This is a genomic window from Flavobacterium davisii, assembly GCF_019565505.1.
Lineage (GTDB): Bacteria > Bacteroidota > Bacteroidia > Flavobacteriales > Flavobacteriaceae > Flavobacterium > Flavobacterium davisii.
Window position 1 is genome coordinate 2,629,880 of record NZ_CP067378.1, and the last position, 17,570, is coordinate 2,647,449.

Annotated in this window: 15 protein-coding genes and 6 pseudogenes; 11 read left to right on the forward strand and 10 right to left on the reverse strand. The window is 31.9% G+C overall.

Features of this window, described 5'->3' with window-relative positions; genetic code table 11:
• Position 1: 1 nt before the first annotated feature.
• The 3 genes and pseudogenes from JJC05_RS12485 to JJC05_RS12495 form a co-directional block, all read right to left on the reverse strand.
• Positions 2-814, reverse strand: a complete 813-nt coding sequence (locus tag JJC05_RS12485; protein ID WP_235877517.1) for an alpha/beta hydrolase — start codon at positions 812-814, stop codon at positions 2-4.
• Between the two features lie 170 nt (positions 815-984).
• Positions 985-2,429 (reverse strand): annotated as a pseudogene (locus JJC05_RS12490) (glyceraldehyde-3-phosphate dehydrogenase).
• 129 nt (positions 2,430-2,558) lie between these two features.
• Positions 2,559-3,943: pseudogene (locus tag JJC05_RS12495) on the reverse strand (S1C family serine protease).
• A gap of 211 nt (positions 3,944-4,154) precedes the next feature.
• Between JJC05_RS12495 and dapF the strand changes: the two are divergent.
• The 6 genes from dapF to JJC05_RS12515 all read left to right on the forward strand — a co-directional run bounded on the left by dapF (position 4,155) and on the right by JJC05_RS12515 (position 7,611).
• Complete coding sequence (dapF, locus tag JJC05_RS12500) at positions 4,155-4,946, forward strand: diaminopimelate epimerase (RefSeq protein ID WP_127823747.1); 792 nt, start codon at positions 4,155-4,157, stop codon at positions 4,944-4,946.
• Between the two features lie 85 nt (positions 4,947-5,031).
• Positions 5,032-5,565: a GNAT family N-acetyltransferase gene (locus tag JJC05_RS12505; RefSeq protein WP_088392149.1), complete on the forward strand. Its 534-nt coding sequence runs from the start codon at positions 5,032-5,034 to the stop codon at positions 5,563-5,565.
• 12 nt (positions 5,566-5,577) lie between these two features.
• Complete coding sequence (locus JJC05_RS18405) at positions 5,578-5,856, forward strand: hypothetical protein (RefSeq protein ID WP_309597327.1); 279 nt, start codon at positions 5,578-5,580, stop codon at positions 5,854-5,856.
• Positions 5,835-6,203 carry an endolytic transglycosylase MltG gene (locus JJC05_RS19145; RefSeq protein WP_309597328.1) on the forward strand — a complete coding sequence of 123 codons (369 nt, stop codon included), beginning with the start codon at positions 5,835-5,837 and terminating at the stop codon, positions 6,201-6,203. The genes JJC05_RS18405 and JJC05_RS19145 overlap by 22 nt, the downstream gene beginning before the upstream one ends.
• Entirely contained in the window at positions 6,178-6,597 is a 420-nt protein-coding gene (mltG, locus tag JJC05_RS19150; protein WP_309597329.1) for an endolytic transglycosylase MltG, read from the forward strand. Before JJC05_RS19145 ends, mltG begins: the two co-directional genes overlap by 26 nt.
• Positions 6,598-6,963: 366 nt before the next feature.
• Complete coding sequence (locus JJC05_RS12515) at positions 6,964-7,611, forward strand: peptidoglycan-binding protein LysM (RefSeq protein ID WP_088392145.1); 648 nt, start codon at positions 6,964-6,966, stop codon at positions 7,609-7,611.
• Here JJC05_RS12515 and JJC05_RS12520 read toward each other — a convergent pair.
• From JJC05_RS12520 to dnaA, 3 genes and pseudogenes are all read right to left on the reverse strand, one after another.
• Positions 7,608-8,331: pseudogene (locus JJC05_RS12520) on the reverse strand (SAM-dependent methyltransferase). The gene JJC05_RS12515 and the pseudogene JJC05_RS12520 sit on opposite strands and share 4 nt — an antisense overlap.
• 129 nt (positions 8,332-8,460) lie before the next feature.
• A pseudogene (locus JJC05_RS12525) lies at positions 8,461-8,924 on the reverse strand (low molecular weight protein-tyrosine-phosphatase).
• Positions 8,924-10,351 carry a chromosomal replication initiator protein DnaA gene (dnaA, locus tag JJC05_RS12530; protein WP_235877521.1) on the reverse strand — a complete coding sequence of 476 codons (1,428 nt, stop codon included), beginning with the start codon at positions 10,349-10,351 and terminating at the stop codon, positions 8,924-8,926. The pseudogene JJC05_RS12525 and the gene dnaA overlap by 1 nt, the downstream one beginning before the upstream one ends.
• Positions 10,352-10,547: 196 nt before the next feature.
• Between dnaA and JJC05_RS12535 the strand changes: the two genes are divergently transcribed.
• Entirely contained in the window at positions 10,548-10,949 is a 402-nt protein-coding gene (locus JJC05_RS12535) for an acyl-CoA thioesterase (protein WP_105195820.1), read from the forward strand.
• Here JJC05_RS12535 and JJC05_RS12540 read toward each other — a convergent pair.
• The 3 genes and pseudogenes from JJC05_RS12540 to ribD all read right to left on the reverse strand — a co-directional run bounded on the left by JJC05_RS12540 (position 10,946) and on the right by ribD (position 13,214).
• Positions 10,946-11,553: pseudogene (locus JJC05_RS12540) on the reverse strand (IMPACT family protein). The gene JJC05_RS12535 and the pseudogene JJC05_RS12540 sit on opposite strands and share 4 nt — an antisense overlap.
• A 53-nt stretch (positions 11,554-11,606) precedes the next feature.
• Positions 11,607-12,215 (reverse strand): HAD family hydrolase, encoded by a 609-nt coding sequence (locus JJC05_RS12545; RefSeq protein ID WP_088392133.1) that lies wholly within the window; start codon positions 12,213-12,215, stop codon positions 11,607-11,609.
• Positions 12,205-13,214, reverse strand: a pseudogene (ribD, locus tag JJC05_RS12550) (bifunctional diaminohydroxyphosphoribosylaminopyrimidine deaminase/5-amino-6-(5-phosphoribosylamino)uracil reductase RibD). The gene JJC05_RS12545 and the pseudogene ribD overlap by 11 nt, the downstream one beginning before the upstream one ends.
• 85 nt (positions 13,215-13,299) lie before the next feature.
• Here ribD and JJC05_RS18420 point away from each other — a divergent pair.
• From JJC05_RS18420 to prmC, 3 genes are read left to right on the forward strand one after another with little or no spacing between them, the layout of a single operon-like run.
• Positions 13,300-13,593, forward strand: coding sequence for a GNAT family N-acetyltransferase (locus JJC05_RS18420; RefSeq protein WP_309597330.1), 294 nt, complete (start codon positions 13,300-13,302; stop codon positions 13,591-13,593).
• Entirely contained in the window at positions 13,590-13,772 is a 183-nt protein-coding gene (locus JJC05_RS18425; RefSeq protein ID WP_309597331.1) for a GNAT family N-acetyltransferase, read from the forward strand. The genes JJC05_RS18420 and JJC05_RS18425 overlap by 4 nt, the downstream gene beginning before the upstream one ends.
• A 22-nt stretch (positions 13,773-13,794) precedes the next feature.
• Positions 13,795-14,661 carry a peptide chain release factor N(5)-glutamine methyltransferase gene (prmC, locus tag JJC05_RS12560; RefSeq protein WP_235877523.1) on the forward strand — a complete coding sequence of 289 codons (867 nt, stop codon included), beginning with the start codon at positions 13,795-13,797 and terminating at the stop codon, positions 14,659-14,661.
• A gap of 13 nt (positions 14,662-14,674) precedes the next feature.
• Here prmC and JJC05_RS12565 read toward each other — a convergent pair whose 3' ends face one another.
• Entirely contained in the window at positions 14,675-15,919 is a 1,245-nt protein-coding gene (locus JJC05_RS12565) for an ABC transporter permease (protein ID WP_105195824.1), read from the reverse strand.
• 173 nt (positions 15,920-16,092) lie between these two features.
• Here JJC05_RS12565 and hisS point away from each other — a divergent pair, with 173 nt between their 5' ends.
• A complete protein-coding gene (gene hisS / locus JJC05_RS12570) occupies positions 16,093-17,511 on the forward strand; it encodes a histidine--tRNA ligase (protein WP_235877524.1) in 1,419 nt (472 codons plus the stop codon).
• Positions 17,512-17,570: the final 59 nt, after the last annotated feature.

Consider the following 17,570-nt stretch of genomic DNA (forward strand, 5'->3'; position numbering starts at 1 on the left):
ATTAATTGTCTTTTTTAGGATGCAAAAGTTTAAAAGCATTAAATACAGCAGGGTGTGTTACTGTTGCATGATCTTCTTCTGGTAAATAATCAAAAACAACTTTTACTGTTTTCGATTTACCATATTTTATTTTATCAAAAAGTAAATTAGCATCTACTTCCATTACGTGATTATCAAATATAGGACTCAGTCCCTCTTTGCCAACTCCTATATAAATTGATTTGTTTTGTTGGAAACTTTCGTTTAATATATCAGGATTTAATTTTAAAAGAGCTCCATCATTCCACCATAAACTAGGACTAATAATAATATATTTATCAAATAAATGAGGCTTTTTAAATAAGATTTCAGTGGCTAAAAGACCTCCCAATGATTGTCCAATAATGGTTTTTTCATTAGATATTTTATAGTTTTTATTTAGGTAAGGTTGTAACTCATTTTCTATAAAAGCTATAAATTTATCAGAACCGCCTGAAGTAGGATAACGATCTCGTATGATTTGTTGATTAGGAGTTGATGTAAAATCTCTTTTTCGATCTTTATTAGCAATCCCTACTACAATAGACTTAGGAATTCTCTCAATCCAAGGAAATGTAAAGTATTGTACTAGACCTGTTATGTGAATAAAATCTTCTTCGGCACTCCCATCCAAAACATAAATTACAGGATAATGCTCTTGGTCGTTATAACCTTGTGGTAGGTAAATGTTAAGCGTTCTTTTTTCATTTAAAATAGTAGACGTAATTTCATCAACGATGCCTAAATTAAATGATTTAGTGGTTTTCGTTAAATTGTTTTGTTGAGCTAGAGCCATTAAGGCGTAGAAAAAAAGCTCAGGAAAAAAATTTTTTCATTTTCTATTTTTTGATTGATTAGATTTTCAAATTTAAAAAAAAATAAAATCATAATAATCAGCCAAATGGCATTAAAAAAGCCGTTTCTTTGGAAACGGCTTATATGTACTTTGGTTTGTTTGTTTATCTATTAATAGTAAGTGTAACGTCTTACTTTAGCAATATATTTTGCTAAACGGATTACTTGGTGACTATAGCCATACTCGTTGTCATACCATACATACATTACTACGTTTTTACCATCAGATGAAACAATAGTAGCGTTACTATCAAAAATAGAAGGAGCAGATGTACCTACAATATCAGAAGAAACAAGTTCATTGTTTAACTCATATTTTATTTGTTCTACTAACTTACCTTCTAATGCGTATTTTTTCATAATACCGTTTAACTCTTCACGGTTTGTAGTTTTTTCTACTTCAAGGTTTAGTACAACCAATGATCCATTTGGAACTGGTACACGAATTGCGTTTGAAGTTAATTTTCCAGCTAAACTAGGTAATGCTTTTGCAACAGCGCTTCCAGCGCCTGTTTCTGTAATTACCATGTTTAGTGCAGCAGAACGACCACGACGGTATTTTTTGTGCATGTTGTCTACTAAGTTTTGGTCGTTAGTGTAAGCGTGGATTGTTTCTATATGTCCCTTTACAACTCCTAATGTTTCCTCAATAGCAGCTAATACAGGCGTAATAGCGTTAGTTGTACAAGAAGCTGCTGACCAAATTTTAACGTCATCTGGGTTGTATGCTTCATGGTTTACTCCATGTACTATATTAGGAACGCCTTTTCCGGAGCTGTTAATAGTACTTTTTCAACGCCTATTGATGTTAAATGACGACTTAAAGCTTCCTCCGTTGTAAAGGCACCTGTGTTATCAATTACTAAGGCATCTTGAATACCATACTTTGTATAATCTATTTCTTCTGGAGAATTAGCGGTAATGATGTGTACTGGAGCGCCATTAATGATTAGAGTACCATTTTCAGCATCTGCTTCTACAGAACCTTGAAAATCACCATGTACAGAATCATAACGTAATAAAGAAGCACGTTTTTCTAGTAAAACAGCATCGTTCTTGTCACGAGTTACAATGGCACGTAAACGCAATTGTTGTCCTTTTCCAATTTTTGAAGAAAGTTCGCGTGCTAATAAACGACCAATACGTCCAAATCCATAAAGGACAACATCTTTGGGTTTAATTTCGTCAGAAGCTTTAGCCTCTTTTAACTTGTCTACCACAAAGCTTGTAGCATCATTGTACTTATTGTCTTCTAAGTGAAACTCGTAAGTTAATTTGCCAATATCCAAACGTGAAGGAGGTAAATCTAATGCGTGAATAGCTCTTAAGATTTCTACTGAGTCAAAAATATTAATGGGTTTTTGAACGAACTCTCCCGCATAATCATGTAAATTCATGATTTCGCTTACATTACGATCCAATAATTGGTTTCTAAATAAAACCATTTCGATTGATTTGTCATACCATAAATCGCTCACGATTTTGATAAATTCAACCGCTGCTTTTCTTCTGTCAGCCTGAAATGCTAACTCTTTTTCATAAGTTGTATTGCTCATTTCTTTTTATAAAAATTAGACCATGCAAAAGTATTTATTTAAAATCTTTTGCTAAACTTTTTTTTGAATTTTTTAATAAAAAAACCAACGTTTTAACGCTGGTTTTCAATAGTTAATAGAAAAGTATATTTACAAAAGGAAACGTAACAGTTCTCCTGTATTGGTTAACATTTCAATCTGAGTTTTTGAGATTCACTCTTTTTAGCGATTACTCGTGTAACGGTTTCTATATCAGTAGCCTTAACGTTATCTACTTTTAATATAATTCCTCCTTTAAGCTGTTCCGCATAATCCCCTAATTCTTCATTTGAAACTTCCTTTATCTTTACGCCATAACTTAAGCGAAAACGTTTTTTATCGTTGGCATCTAAATCTTCTAGTTCTAAACCTTTTAGGTCATAATTTATGAGTTCCTTTTTGATTAATTTTACTATGCTGGTCATTAGTTTTCCCTCTCTTATAAAACCTACTTTGACTTCTTCATTAGGACGTTTTGTATTGATATAGGCTGTTAAATCAGCAAAAGAGTTAATAGTTTTGTTATCTAACTGCTTAATTACATCACCTGATTTGATACCTGCTTTTTCAGCACCCGTTCCTTTTGAAACTTTAGCTACATATACCCCTGCTGTTTCTTTAGTCCCTATTTCTTTAGCTCCTATAGCATTAAGTTCTCTTCCCTCAATACCCAAAACAGCTCTTTGTACATTGCCATATTCCATTAAATCCTCTACGATTTTACGAGCTAAGTTTGAAGGTACAGCAAAAGAATATCCAGTATAACTTCCAGTAGGAGATGAAATCATAGTGTTGATGCCAACCAGTTCGCCTCTCGTATTTACTAATGCGCCTCCACTATTGCCGGGATTTACAGCCGCATCGGTTTGAATAAAGGATTGGATACCTTGGTTACTTAAGTCACGGGCTTTAGCAGATACAATACCAGCCGTAACCGTAGACGTTAGGTTATAAGGATTACCAACAGCTAAAACCCATTCGCCCACTTTTATCTGTTCTGAATTGCCAAAAGTAGCAGCAGGTAAATCGCTCTCTGCTTCGATTTTTAGCAAAGCAATATCCATTTTACTATCGGTACCAACTAATTTTGCTTTGTATGTTTTATTGTTGTTTAAGGTCACTTCTAGTTCTGTTGCATTTTGAATTACGTGGTTGTTTGTTATAATGTATCCGTCTTTACTAATGATTACACCAGAACCTGTGCCAACCTGAGTTTGTTGTTGTCCACCTTTGTGTCCATAAAAAAACTCCATAAAAGGATCCGAGGGTAAATTATAAACCGTTTTGTTCTTTACGTGTACAACGGTATGTACAGCTCTTTCGGCGGCTGATGTAAAATCTATATTTTCAGCCCCCATGCTTACCGCACGTGTATAATCAGGAGCAATAGATAAGGAAGAACTCATAGAATTGTTTTCAAAAAACAACTTGTAGCCTCCTAATGTAGTTGCTCCACTTAGTACTGAAATTAAAAATAAACTACTTAATTTTTTCATGACATCTTCTTTATTCTTGTTTTTATTTAAATGTAAAAATATAATTTTCTTATTCTGATTTTTTAGCTTTAACGCCTGTTTAACAATCTTTAACTTCCTATTAATATTTTGTATCTTTGGTAGCTTTATAAAGGATTCTGATATTTGTTATGTTAAGAGTAATCCGCTGATTTTTATATAATCTATGTCTGTTATAAATTAATATTAATACATGAAACTTACATTTTATAAATACCAAGGAACAGGAAATGATTTCGTTATCTTGGATAATCGTGATTTAATTTTTCCCAAAAATAATACCAAACTTATTAAATTTATTTGTGATAGACGTTTTGGAGTAGGAGCTGACGGATTAATGTTGTTAGAAAATGACAATTCGACAGATTTTAAAATGGTTTATTATAATGCAGATGGAAATGAAAGTTCAATGTGTGGTAATGGTGGTAGATGTCTTGTTGCATTTGCTCGAAAAATGGAGATAATTCAAGAAACCACCACTTTTATTGCAGTAGATGGGATACATCATGCAAAAATTACAAATGAAAATCTTGTTTCACTTCAAATGATAGATGTACAATCAATACAAGTACAATCTGGGTATGTTTTTTTAAATACGGGTTCTCCACATCATGTACAAGAAGTACAAGAATTAAAAGAATTAGATGTTAAAAAGGAAGGGGCAAAAATTCGTTATAGCGACTTGTATGGAAAGGAAGGGAGTAATGTTAATTTTGTAATTCAAAAAGGAGAAAATGATTTTGCTATTAGGACGTATGAACGAGGAGTAGAAGATGAAACCCTGTCTTGCGGTACAGGAGCAACGGCGGTAGCATTAGCAATGTTTCATTTAGGTAAAGCGACTTCAAATAGAATAGGAATTGAAGTTCAAGGAGGGCAATTACAAATCACATTTGAAAAAGATATAAATAAATATAAAAATATACATTTGATTGGTCCAGCCCAATTCGTTTTTAAAGGAGAAATTGATTTTGATGAAGAGTAACTTAAATACATTGGCTTGTTTGTATTGCTAAATACTATTATAGTAGTTAAATTGTATAGGATTTTGTAATTGAAAAGAAAGGTTTATGAATACATTAAAAGGGGAAAATATTTTTTTACGAGCACTCGAACCAGAAGATCTATCATTTATTTATAAAATAGAAAATACTGAATCCATTTGGGAAGTTAGTAACACACAAACTCCATATTCTCGTTTTTTGATTAAACAATATCTAGAAAATGCCCATCAAGACATTTATCAAGCAAAACAATTACGTATGGTAATATGTAAGTTAGGAACATATAAACCTGTTGGTTTAATAGATTTGTTTGATTACGATCCTAAAAATCATAGAGCAGGAATAGGCGTAGTAATAGAAAATATAGAGAATAGAAATAAAAGGGTAGGTAGTGAAGCACTAGAGCTCTTAATTAAATATTCATTTTTTCATTTACAATTGCATCAATTGTATGCAAATATTGGTTGTTCTAATGAAGCTAGTTTAAAGCTTTTTACTAATTTTGGATTCCAAAAAATAGGAGTTAAAAAAGATTGGGTTTTTCAAAACGGAAGCTATCATGACGAACTCCTTTTTCAGTTAATCAATCCAAATTATTAAAATCGAATTATTTTGAACAAAAAAGTATTTTTAGGAGTAGGACTAATAGGACTCGTGTTAGCCGTTTTTGTTTACATTAAAGCTTTTACAAGCAATACACAGTTTTCAGAAAAAGAAAAGTATGTTTTTATACCAACAGGGGCTACGTATGGAGACGTGGTTAAGATTCTTGCAAAAGAAGTAGAAGATATAGAAAATTTTAAATTAGTAGCAGAAAAACGTTCTTATGATCAAAATGTTTTTCCGTGTCGTTTTTTACTAAAAAAGGAATGGGAAGCTTTCAGATTGTAACAGCTTTACGCCATAATATGCCATTAAATCTATCTTTCAATAATCAAGAAGTTGTTGAAAAGTTAGTTTCACGTGTAGCAGATCAAATTGAAGCAGATAGTTTAAGTCTTATGAAAGCCATACAAGATTCCATTTTTTTGAAAAAAAATAACTTAACACCTGATAATGTATTAGGTATTTTTATTCCCAATACCTATGAAATAAAATGGAATATTGGGGCTGAAAAATTTAGAGACAAGATGTTGGAAGAGTATCATAATTTTTGGAATTCAGAACGTATAGCAAAAGCAAAAAAAAATAGGACTTACTCCAGAACAAGTAATGGCATTAGCCTCTATAGTGCATAAAGAATCAGTAAAAGAAGATGAGCGACCAAGAGTAGCAGGTGTTTATTTAAATAGATTGAAATTAGAAATGCCTCTACAAGCCGATCCAACCATTATTTTCGCTATTAAGAAAAATTCAAACGATTTTGATCAAGTAATCAAGAGAGTAAAAGGAGATATGTTATTTGTAAATTCACCGTATAATACCTATAAAAATATTGGATTACCTCCGGGTCCCATTGCTATGCCAGATATCTCAGCAGTTGATGCTGTTTTGTCGCCAGAAAGCCATGATTATATATATTTTTGTGCCAGTGTAGATCGTAAAGGATACCATGATTTTGCTGTTACTTATGAAGAGCATCAAGCAAATGCAAAAAAATATGCAGAATGGGTAAATAAATTAGGTTTATAACCCCTGTATCTATTTATAATAAGTATGAAATTGCGAATATTGGGTGTAAAAATTCTCTTTGAGTCAGAGTCATAAATTTAGGTTTTAGTTTGTTGTTTTTGAAGGACTCTTTTTTTATGAAACATCTCTTTATAATGGAATAGATAAAAAAAGAAAATTTTCACCTTTATTAAGAATAAAAATAAAGACTAATGAAAAAATGATTATTTTTTGTTTTTCTTTCTTTAAGCTTAATATTCAAAAAGTTAGTGATAAAAAATTGCATATTTTGTTTTTAATTGTAACTTTGTCAAGTTAATTTTTTGGCGATGATAGTATAGTAATATTATTTTATTATGATGCTTAGTTGAAAAGAAAAATTTTTATATGACAAAAAAACAAATATTCTGTTTTGGATTATTTGCCTCAATCGTTCTTTTAAGTTCGGGTTTTAGGCCCTTTAAAGTAGAAATGTATCCTTGGTTGCATACTTTTGAAAAAAGAGAATTATCTACAGTATCAATGGAAGTAGAAGTAGGTCAGCGATTTTTTGATGTACCTTTTACAGGTAAAACGTTTGTCGGTTTTACTCAAAGTGTAGGAGCAAGAGAATCACAAGGAATATACAATATTGTAAATTCGTTAGGTTATCTAGGAAAATATCAATTTGGTTCAGAAACATTAGCTGCCCTAGGTATAAAAGATCAAGCCTATTTTTTGAGTAGTAAGGAATTGCAAGAAAAAGCCTTTTTAGCTAATTTAGCTAGAAATAAGTGGGAGTTGCGTCGAGAAATAACTAATTATTCAGGCTCAAAAATTAAAGGTATTATGATTACCGAGTCAGGAATTTTAGCAGCAGCTCATTTAGGTGGTGTAGGTTCCGTAAAAAGATTTTTACGAACGAATGGAGGGCGTAAATTTAGAGATGGTTATGGAACTTCCGTAACAGAATATCTTAAAGAATTTGCAGGCTACGATACCAGTTGCGTAGAGCCCAATAAAAATGCAAAAGCTCAACATTATAATTTAAATTAATAATGTTTGTGGATAATAAAGATAGAAGGTCGGTTGTGTAAATCGACCTTTTTTTTTCCATTCCTTTATAGTGAGTGTTTTGATATATTCAGTAGGTAATGTGATATCGCAAGCAATACATAAATTTGTATTAGGTTGTAAAATTTGAATCAAATCTTCCAAAAGTTTGTTATTTCTGTAAGGTGTTTCTATAAAAAGTTGCGATTGTTTTTTTTCAAAAGATAGTTTTTCAAATGCTTTTAAAGCTTGTTTTTTCTCTCCTTTATCTATGGGTAAATAGCCATTAAATGCAAAACTTTGTCCATTCATACCTGATGCCATCAATGCCAATAGGATAGAGCTGGGGCCAACTAAAGGAATTACCTGTATCCCTCTTTCGTGTGCAAGTTTTACAATGACAGCACCGGGATCTGCTACACCGAGACATCCTGCTTCGCTCATTAATCCGATGTTTTGACCGTTCAATAAGGGTTGGATAAAGGTTATATAATCGGATTCTTGTGTGTGTTTGTTGAGAGTGTTTATAATAAGATCTGGTTGTTTTTTTTCTGGCTGTATTGCTTTTATAAAGCGACGAGCTGTTTTTTCATTCTCAACAATGTAATGATTTATGAAATCAATACTTCTCTTAACGGTATGAGGTAAAACATCTTCTGGGTTTATGTCTCCTAAAGTTGTTGGAATTAGATATAATTTCCCAAGAAAAGTTGCTGGTTTCATAGATTTTATATTCTTTTGTTGAAAATGTATTTTAATTATGGACAAAGATAGAATAAAAGAAATAGGTAGGAGTATTGCGATAGGTTTTTTAATCCTGTTATTTGTTTTTGTAATGGTGTTTAAGGGCTTTTAGAGGCTCTTTTTTTGTAGCTTGTCGGCAATGCTCTTGCAAGCTAGGTCTAGCATATTAAAGACGTTTTTGAAACCTTCTTCTCCACCGTAGTATGGGTCAGGAACATCTACTTTTTCGCCGGAAATATTTCTTCCAAAATTAAGCGTACTTTACTTCTATGGTTTTCTGTTGTGGCTTGATTGATAATATCTTTGTAGTTTTGATTATCCATTGTGAAAATGTAATCAAAAGTATCAAAATCAGTCTTTTGGAATTTTCGGGCTTTTTGTTGGCTGATGTCAATTCCTTTTTCTTGAGCAATATGTATAGAGCGTCTATCAGGTTTTTCTCCAGCGTGCCATCCGCCAGTTCCAGCAGAATCTATGAGGTAGCTATTAGGTAATTTGGATTTTAATATTCCTTCAGCTAAAGGGGAACGGCAAATATTCCCCAAACAGACCATCAAGATTTTTTTAGACATTATAACGAAAGTTTTTTATTGATATCATCTACAAACTTTTTAAATTGTTTGTCTGTTGTGAGTAGGTTGTCAACTGTCTTACAAGCGTGTAGTACAGTAGCGTGGTCGCGATCTCCAATTTGTGAACCAATATTTGCTAAAGATGCTTTCGTGTATTTTTTGGCAAAAAACATAGCTAATTGACGAGCCTGTACTACATGACGTTTACGAGTTGTAGATTGTAGTGTGGCAACGTCTAACTGGAAATAATCGGATACAACTTTCTGAATGAAATCAATAGATATTTCCCTTTTTACGTTTTTAACAAATTTTTCAACTACTAGTTTTGCTAAATCAATAGTTACTTCTTTTTTGTTGAAAGAAGATTGTGCAATTAGAGAAATAATAGCTCCTTCTAATTCTCGTACATTTGATTTTATGTTTCGAGCTACATATTCTATTATATCCTCAGGCATTTCAACACCATCGCGGAATAAAATACTTTTTACAATCGCTACTCGAGTTTCGTAATCAGGTTGGTTTAACTCGGCTGATAATCCCCATTTGAAACGGGATAATAAGCGCTGTTCGATATCTTGCATATCAACAGGAGCTTTGTCAGAGGTTAAAATTACCTGCTTTCCATTCTGATGAAGGTAGTTGAAGATGTGGAAAAAAACGTCTTGTGTACCCGCTTTACCAGATAAGAATTGTACATCATCAATAATTAAAACATCAATTAGTTGATAGAAGTGGATAAAATCATTACGGGTATTTTTTTTGACAGAGTCAATATACTGTTGTGTAAATATTTCGGCTGAAATGTATAAAACAGTTTTCTCAGGATGTTTTTCCTTTATTTCTACACCTATAGCATGTGCAAGGTGAGTTTTGCCTAATCCAACACCGCCAAAAATTAGTAAAGGGTTAAATGAGGTGCCTCCCGGTTTATTTGCTACAGCCATGCCAGCACTTCTGGCAAGACGATTGGAGTCTCCCTCAAGGAAGTTGTCAAAACTATAATTAGAATTTAATTGTGAATCAATTTTAATATTGCGTATTCCGAGAATGATAAAAGGGTTTTTTAACTCTGGATTTTTTTGTTGTACAGGTACGTCAATTTCCTGTGTTTTTACAGGAGCCTTGTCAGCACTTGGAATTTGTTGTGTAAATGGAAGTTTATTCCCATAAGGGTTTTCCATTTTAATTTTATATAGTAACTTCGCACTCTTTCCTAGTTCTTTTTGTAATGCTACCTTGAGTAACTTAACGTAATGTTCCTCAAGCCATTCGTAAAAGAATTTGGAAGGAACTTGAATGTACAATGCGCTATCAGTAAGCTCTACCGCTTTGATAGGCTCAAACCAAGTTTTATAAGCTTGCTCTTGGATGTTATCTTTTATAAATGAAAGACAATTAGCCCATACTGATTCCGCAGTTTTGTTCATTGTGTGCATTCTTATTGTGTTAATTTTTAAGGTTTTACTTGACAAAATTTAGGCCAAGATTTAGGGTCAATCGGGATAGCAAAGATGGTTGATAAAATTCTTTAAAAAAATTTTTTTGATCTTGATTTTGTAGAAATTTTATTGTAAGAGCTAAATTTTAACTTTAAATAAAACATAAAAAAGTAAGATAAATAGTATGAAAAAAATGGATATTCAAGTGCGTGTTCGTTATGCTGAAACAGATCAGATGGGGGTGGTTTACCACGGTAATTATGCACAATATTTTGAAATGGGGCGAGTTGAATGGCTTAGAAGTCTAGGGGTTTCCTATAAGTGGATGGAAGAAACAGGAGTAATGCTGCCCCTAGTGTCATTAAGTATGAATTATAAAAAACCAGCGCGTTATGACGATTTACTGACTATTAGAACCATTTTTAAAAGTCAGACTTCTGTAAAACTAGAATTTGATTATGAAATTTATAATGAATCAGAAGAGTTATTAACAACAGCTAATACTATCTTAGTTTTTGTAGATGCTAAATCAGGTAAACCTATAACGCCTCCAGAGTATTTAGAAGAGTTGTTGAAGTTTTCTTAAAGTTCACTTATTGATACTTCAAAAATAGCGGAAAAAATGCCGAAAATCATTTCGGCATTCTTTTGTCGAATCGAAATAATTAGTTCACAAGTTTCTTCCATTTTTTGAGCAATAATATTTATATCTTTTTCCTTTATAATTCTCATGACTTTATTCATGTTTTTATAGTCGAAATTTATTTTATATTGAATATTAATTGTTTTTTCTACCAAGGAAGAAGCTTCTAATGCCATCTTAGCACTTTCTCTATAGGCAGAAACTAATCCTCCAACACCTAATTTGATACCACCAAAATAACGAATTACAATAACAAGTACATTGGTTAGTTCAAATGATTGGATCTGACCGTATATAGGCATTCCTGCGCTGTTGTTGGGTTCGCCATCATCGTTTGCACGGTAATGTTTTTGAATTGTGCCTAGTTGCCAAGCATAACACCAATGTCGTGCGGCATAATGCTTCTTTTTAGTTGTTCTAAATATGTTTTGATTTCCTCTTCATTAGCAACAGGAAAAGCATAACCATAAAATTTACTGTTTTTTTCTTTGTATAGAACTTCAGGAGAAGCTTCTTTAAGAGTTATGTAAGTGTCTTCTGTATTCAAAAGTGATAATTTTAGTGCAAAATTATTGTTTTTGAAGTTAAAATAAAAATGAATTAAAAAGGGATTTCCTTTTTTGAAAGTAGGGCTGTTATATCTTCTTTCTCTATTTGTAAATGCCATACGTGCATACCTAGTGAAGAAGCTATTTCAGTATTTTGTTTTTCATCATCTACAAATAAAGTTCTTTTTGGGGCTAATTCATGTTTTTTTAGTATAAATTGAAAAGCTTCTATTTCGGGTTTACGAAAACCTATTTCGGAAGAAAAATATACTTTTTCAAAACATTGATAAAATGCTCTGGCAAAAGTCATTCCCACATGATGTTCAAATTTAGCAATGTGTATTTCGTCTATATTACTTAAAAGATAGAGTTTGTATTTATGGGATAATTTTTGCAGAAATTCAAGTCGAGAAAGAGGAAAATCTTTTATAGCGGCATTCCAAGCAGTGCGTATATCTTCTACAGAAGCATTAGGTATTCTTTTTTTTAGTTCAATCATAAAAAGAACTTCTGATATTTTGCCCTTTTCAAATTCCTGATTAATCTGCTCAAAATGCTCATCCCATTCTGAAAGCCCTAATTGTTTAAGAGCTTCTAGAGAGGCATTTTTATCCAAATTCATAAAAACATTGCCGAAATCGAAAATAATGTTATTGATCATAATTTGAAAAAATTAAAAGTTCATCATTCAATATTTTTTTTCTTTTTACTTTTTTACTAGATACAGAAGGAGCTATAATACCTTTTAAAAAGGTGTTTGTTCCTCTAAAAACACGGGCTTCATCCCAATAATTGTGATCTATGAAATGTTGTAATGTACGGCTGCCTCCTTCAATTATGATGGATTGAATTTGATTTTGATAGAGCCACTCAATTATAGAAGAGACGGAATTTTTACTATGATTTAAAACAGTTTCATCTAAAATGAAGGTTGGAGCTGATTTATCAAATATAATGTTTTCTTTTGAAATTTTCTTTTTTTATCTAAAACTATTCTTATAGGGTTCGTTCCTTGCCAGTCCCTAGCTGTAAGGTGGGGATTATCATCAAGAACCGTTTGGGTTCCTATTAATATGGCTTGCTCCTCTGTTCTCCATTTGTGAGTTAATTGTCTACTGTATGAGTTGCTTATCCATACAGGCTTCTGGATATCCTTATGATGAGGTGCGATTAAACCATCTGCTGTTTCTGCCCATTTTAAAATGATATAAGGACGTTTTTTTTGGTGAAAAGTAAAGAAACGTTTGTTTAATTCTTGGCATTCTTTTTCTAGTACACCTATGATTACTTCACAGCCTGCTTCTTTAAGCTTTTTTATACCAGCTCCGCATACTTTAGCAAAAGGATCTTGAGTGCCTATAATTACTTTGGGAATTTTATGTTTAATTATTAGATCAGCACATGGAGGGGTTTTTCCAAAATGACTACAGGGTTCAAGACTCACATAAATGGTAGAGTTGACCAATAAGTTTTTATTCCTTACGGAATTTATAGCGTTAACTTCTGCATGAGCTTCACCTGATTGCTGATGCCAACCTTCACCTATAATTAAGTCATTGTGTACAATTACACTTCCTACTAAAGGGTTAGGATAAGTAGTCCCTAATCCATTTTTAGCTAATTCTATACAGCGGGATATATATTTTTGATGTATCTTCACCACACAAAAATAAGAAATTGATTCCTGAAATATAAAAAGTAAATAGGATTTTAGATTTTCATAAACTAGTTTTAAATAAAGAGATATGATCCGATTAATAAAAAAAGAAGATAATATAGATATTGCGGCTCTAATTCGAACTGTTTTAGATGAATATCAAGTGCCTAAAAAAGGCACTGCTTACGAAGATCCGCAATTAGATGCTATGTTTGAAACTTATCAAAAGAAACAATCAGCCTATTTTGTATTAGAACTTTCAGGAAAAATAGTAGGTTGTGCAGGCATAGCCCCTTTGCAAAATGCTAGTTTTGAGATATGTGAATTGCAAAAATGTATTTTTTGTCTTCTGTTAGAGGAAAAGGGTGGGGGGCTCAGATGATGGATGTTTGTCTCAATAAAGCAAGAGAAATAGGATTTCAAAAATGTTATTTAGAAACTTTACCTACTATGGATAAAGCTCAAAATTTATATTTGAAATCAGGATTTAAATATTTGTCCAAACCTATGGGGAGTACGGGGCATTCTGCTTGTCCTATTTGGATGTTAAAAGAATTATAATAAAGAAAAATGATAAGGTAATATGCTGCTGAAAGAATACAAGATACAATTTGTAGAGGAATTATTAAAAACGTATGATGAAAAAGAAATAGAAAGCTTTTTTTGTCTGTTGTTAGAGGCTTTTCATGGTATGAAAAGAATTGATTTTGCTTTGAATCCTTATCTCGAATTAGATGCCTTACAATTATTGCAATGGGAAACGGTATTAGGTCAATTAAAGCAAGAAAAACCCATACAATATATTTTGGGAGAAACTGATTTTTTTGGCATGTCTTTTTATGTTAATGAACATACATTAATCCCTAGACCTGAAACAGAAGAATTAGTTAACTGGATCATTCAGAAGGTATCAATTGTTAAAAAAGATGCGAAAATCAGAATTTTAGATATAGGAACAGGAACAGGATGTATTGCTATTTCATTAGCAAAAAATATTCCAATGGCTGAAGTATACGCAATGGATGTTTCGTTGAAAGTACTTGAAGTAGCAAGGAGAAATGCTAGAAGAAATAATGTAGCAATTGAGTTTATTCATCAAGATGTATTAACTCTAGAAAAATTAGACTGCACATTTGATATAATAGTTTCTAATCCACCCTATGTTCGAAATTCCGAAAAAGTAGAAATAAAGAAAAATGTATTAAATTACGAACCCCATTTGGCACTATTTGTAAAGGATGAAGACGCATTAATTTTTTATAGAAAAATTGCCCAATTAGCTTTAATAAGTTTAAATGAAGAAGGATGCCTTTTTTTTGAAATTAATCAATATTTAGGAAAAGATATGATGGTACTTATGGAAGAGTTACAATTTGAAAATATTAATTTACGTAAAGATTTATATGGAAATGATAGGATGTTATTAGGGCAAAAAGCATCATTTTTTTAATTTAAAATGAATTTTATTCATATCGTAACGCTTCTATAGGGTCTAGTTTTGATGCTTTTAAAGCAGGATAAGAACCTGAAATGATAGCCACTATAAAGCATATAATAAATGCAGAAATAATAGCGATCCAAGGAATTACAAAGTCAAATTCTAATAAGGTAGCAAAGCCGTAGCCGATTAGGATGCCACTTAGTGTACCAAGAATCCCACCTAATTGCCCAATTATGAGTGTTTCCATAAAAAATTGAAATGCTATAGTGCTCCTTTTAGCACCTAAAGCTTTTCGAGTTCCTATTTCCCGAGTTCTTTCTGTTACGGAAACTAACATAATATTCATAAGAGCTATAGAGGATCCGAATAAAGTTATAATGCCTATAATCCAAGCTGAAATATCAAGATAAGAAGTGATTTCAATAATTCTCCGAATTAAATCATCACTTCTAGTGATCCCAAAATTATCGTCTTCTATCGGTTTTAATTTTCTTATAATACGCATTTTTAAGATAGCATTTTCTATGGCAACCTCTAAAAAATCTTTTCGAGTAGTCATTACACTAGTCGTGTAGTTGATATTAGGAGAGCTAAAAAGAGATCGGGCTACAGGTAATGGAATGAGTACTCTTAAATCTTGATTATTACCAAAACTAGATCCTTTTTCTTTTAAAATACCAATAACCTTAAATTTGGCACCTCGTATACTGATCGTTTTATCTAACGGATTCATATTGGCTAAAAGCTTTTTTTCAAAGTCGGCACCCAATAGACATACAGGATGATTGTTGATGATATCAAATCCTGAAAAATTTCTTCCTTTTACAATTTCGAAACCAGTATTTGTAATATAGTTTTCATCTACGCCTAATACACTTACTTCTGGATCTGTTTTTTTATTTTCATATTTTATCTCTGCTGTAGGTGTAGCAATAAAGGAAATAGAAGTATAAGTAAGGGGGAATTTATATTTTTCTTTAAATGTTTGTGCTTGTGAATAAGTGATGATAGGGTTTATTTTTTCGCGCTGCTTGCCTTTTTTATGTCTTTTAATATCATCTTTATATTGACTAATAGAAAAAGTATTAGCCCCCATAGAAGCAAAATCTTTAGTAATAGTGTTACTTAAAGCAGATACGACGGTAAGTATCCCTACAAGAGCCATAATGCCGATAGCAATGATTAAAACTGTTAATGTTGTCCGTAAAATTTGAGTACGGATAGAACTTAGAGCAATTTTAATATTTTCTTTTACTAATGCTATCATATCTACATAAGTATCCTCATGAGCTGAAATGTTACAATTAAAATCAAAATTTTAGTTTTCTTTGAAAAAATAAGATATTTGCAGAAGATAATAGTTTAGTTTTTAAAAATTTTAAAGTGTTGTTCGTATAGGCAAGCTAAACTAACTATAATTTTAATTTAATATAAAAAATAATGAAACCATCCATTCCAAAAGGGACTCGTGATTTTTCACCTTCAGAAGTAGCTAAAAGAAATTATATATTTGGGACGATTCGTAAGCATTTTGAACGTTTTGGATTTCAACCTATAGAAACGCCTACTTTTGAAAACTCAGATACATTAATGGGGAAATATGGAGAAGAAGGAGATCGTTTAATATTTAAAATTTTAAATTCAGGGAACTATTTTTTTAATAGAAAAAAAATTGAATTACCTTTTAGTATTGAAGAACTACAATTAAATTCTGCTGAAACGATTTCAACAAAACAGCTAATTGAATTGAATCAATTTACTAGTAGAATTTCAGAAAAAGCACTTCGTTACGATCTAACTGTTCCATTTGCGCGTTATGTAGTACAGCATCAAAATGAAATTGAATTTCCATTTAAGCGTTATCAAATACAGCCTGTTTGGAGGGCGGATAGACCCCAAAAAGGACGCTTTAGAGAATTTTATCAATGCGATGCAGATGTGGTTGGGTCGACTTCCTTATGGCAAGAAGTAGAATTGGTTCAGTTGTACGATGCTGTTTTTGCAGATTTAGGGTTAAAAGGAGTAACTATAAAAGTTAATAATCGTAAAATTTTATCCGGTATAGCAGAGGTAATTGGTGCTTCTGATAAATTAATTGATTTCACCGTAGCCTTAGATAAATTAGATAAAATAGGAGAAGACGGAGTTAAGAAAGAAATGCTTGAAAAAGGAATTTCGGAAGTCGCAATTGAAAAAATACAAGGATTGTTTGATTTTACAGGAACAATAACAGAAAAAATAGAAAAACTTTCAAAACTCCTAGAAAATTCTAATGAAGGGATGAAAGGTATAGAGGAATTACAATTTATTTGTCAAAATGTATTAGCTGTAGGTCTTCAAGAATCTAAATTAGATTTAGATGTTACTCTTGCACGAGGGTTAAATTATTATACAGGTGCTATATTTGAAGTTTCAGCACCTGAAGGCGTGAGCATGGGATCTATAGGAGGAGGAGGAAGATATGATGATTTAACGGGGATCTTTGGACTTAAAAACATGAGTGGAGTGGGAATTTCATTTGGTTTGGATAGGATTTATCTAGTAATAGAAGAATTGGGATTGTTTCCTGAAGCCGTATTAGGTACTTCTAAAGCCATTTTTTTAAATTTTGGTTCAGAAGAAGCCTTATATTCAATGAAAACAATAACCAAATTACGTCAACTCGGTATAAAAGTAGAGTTGTATCCCGATTCAGTAAAAATAGGAAAACAGTTTCAATATGCAGATAAAAGAGGTATTCCATTTGCCGTTATAGTAGGAGAAGAAGAAATGAACAAAGACGAATATAATTTAAAAAATCTGCAATCAGGTGAACAAAAAAGAGTTTCTTTTGATGAGTTAATTAAAGACTTACAATAAGTAATAAAGAGAGTGTTTTAGTTTAAGAAAGTAAACAAGACACTCTTTTTAGTTTAAAA

What these genes read in the sequence shown, in the direction of transcription:
- dnaA (WP_235877521.1), bottom strand. Translation starts at nt 10,351, where the DNA reads ATGAACAAAACTGCGGAATCAGTATGGGCTAATTGTCTTTCATTTATA.
- hisS (WP_235877524.1), top strand. Translation starts at nt 16,093, where the DNA reads ATGAAACCATCCATTCCAAAAGGGACTCGTGATTTTTCACCTTCAGAA.
- JJC05_RS18425 (WP_309597331.1), top strand. Translation starts at nt 13,590, where the DNA reads ATGATGGATGTTTGTCTCAATAAAGCAAGAGAAATAGGATTTCAAAAA.
- JJC05_RS12505 (WP_088392149.1), top strand. Translation starts at nt 5,032, where the DNA reads ATGAATACATTAAAAGGGGAAAATATTTTTTTACGAGCACTCGAACCA.
- prmC (WP_235877523.1), top strand. Translation starts at nt 13,795, where the DNA reads ATGCTGCTGAAAGAATACAAGATACAATTTGTAGAGGAATTATTAAAA.
- JJC05_RS19145 (WP_309597328.1), top strand. Translation starts at nt 5,835, where the DNA reads ATGGGAAGCTTTCAGATTGTAACAGCTTTACGCCATAATATGCCATTA.
- JJC05_RS12535 (WP_105195820.1), top strand. Translation starts at nt 10,548, where the DNA reads ATGAAAAAAATGGATATTCAAGTGCGTGTTCGTTATGCTGAAACAGAT.
- JJC05_RS12485 (WP_235877517.1), bottom strand. Translation starts at nt 814, where the DNA reads ATGGCTCTAGCTCAACAAAACAATTTAACGAAAACCACTAAATCATTT.
- mltG (WP_309597329.1), top strand. Translation starts at nt 6,178, where the DNA reads ATGGCATTAGCCTCTATAGTGCATAAAGAATCAGTAAAAGAAGATGAG.
- JJC05_RS18420 (WP_309597330.1), top strand. Translation starts at nt 13,300, where the DNA reads ATGATCCGATTAATAAAAAAAGAAGATAATATAGATATTGCGGCTCTA.
- JJC05_RS12565 (WP_105195824.1), bottom strand. Translation starts at nt 15,919, where the DNA reads ATGATAGCATTAGTAAAAGAAAATATTAAAATTGCTCTAAGTTCTATC.
- dapF (WP_127823747.1), top strand. Translation starts at nt 4,155, where the DNA reads ATGAAACTTACATTTTATAAATACCAAGGAACAGGAAATGATTTCGTT.
- JJC05_RS12515 (WP_088392145.1), top strand. Translation starts at nt 6,964, where the DNA reads ATGACAAAAAAACAAATATTCTGTTTTGGATTATTTGCCTCAATCGTT.
- JJC05_RS12545 (WP_088392133.1), bottom strand. Translation starts at nt 12,215, where the DNA reads ATGATCAATAACATTATTTTCGATTTCGGCAATGTTTTTATGAATTTG.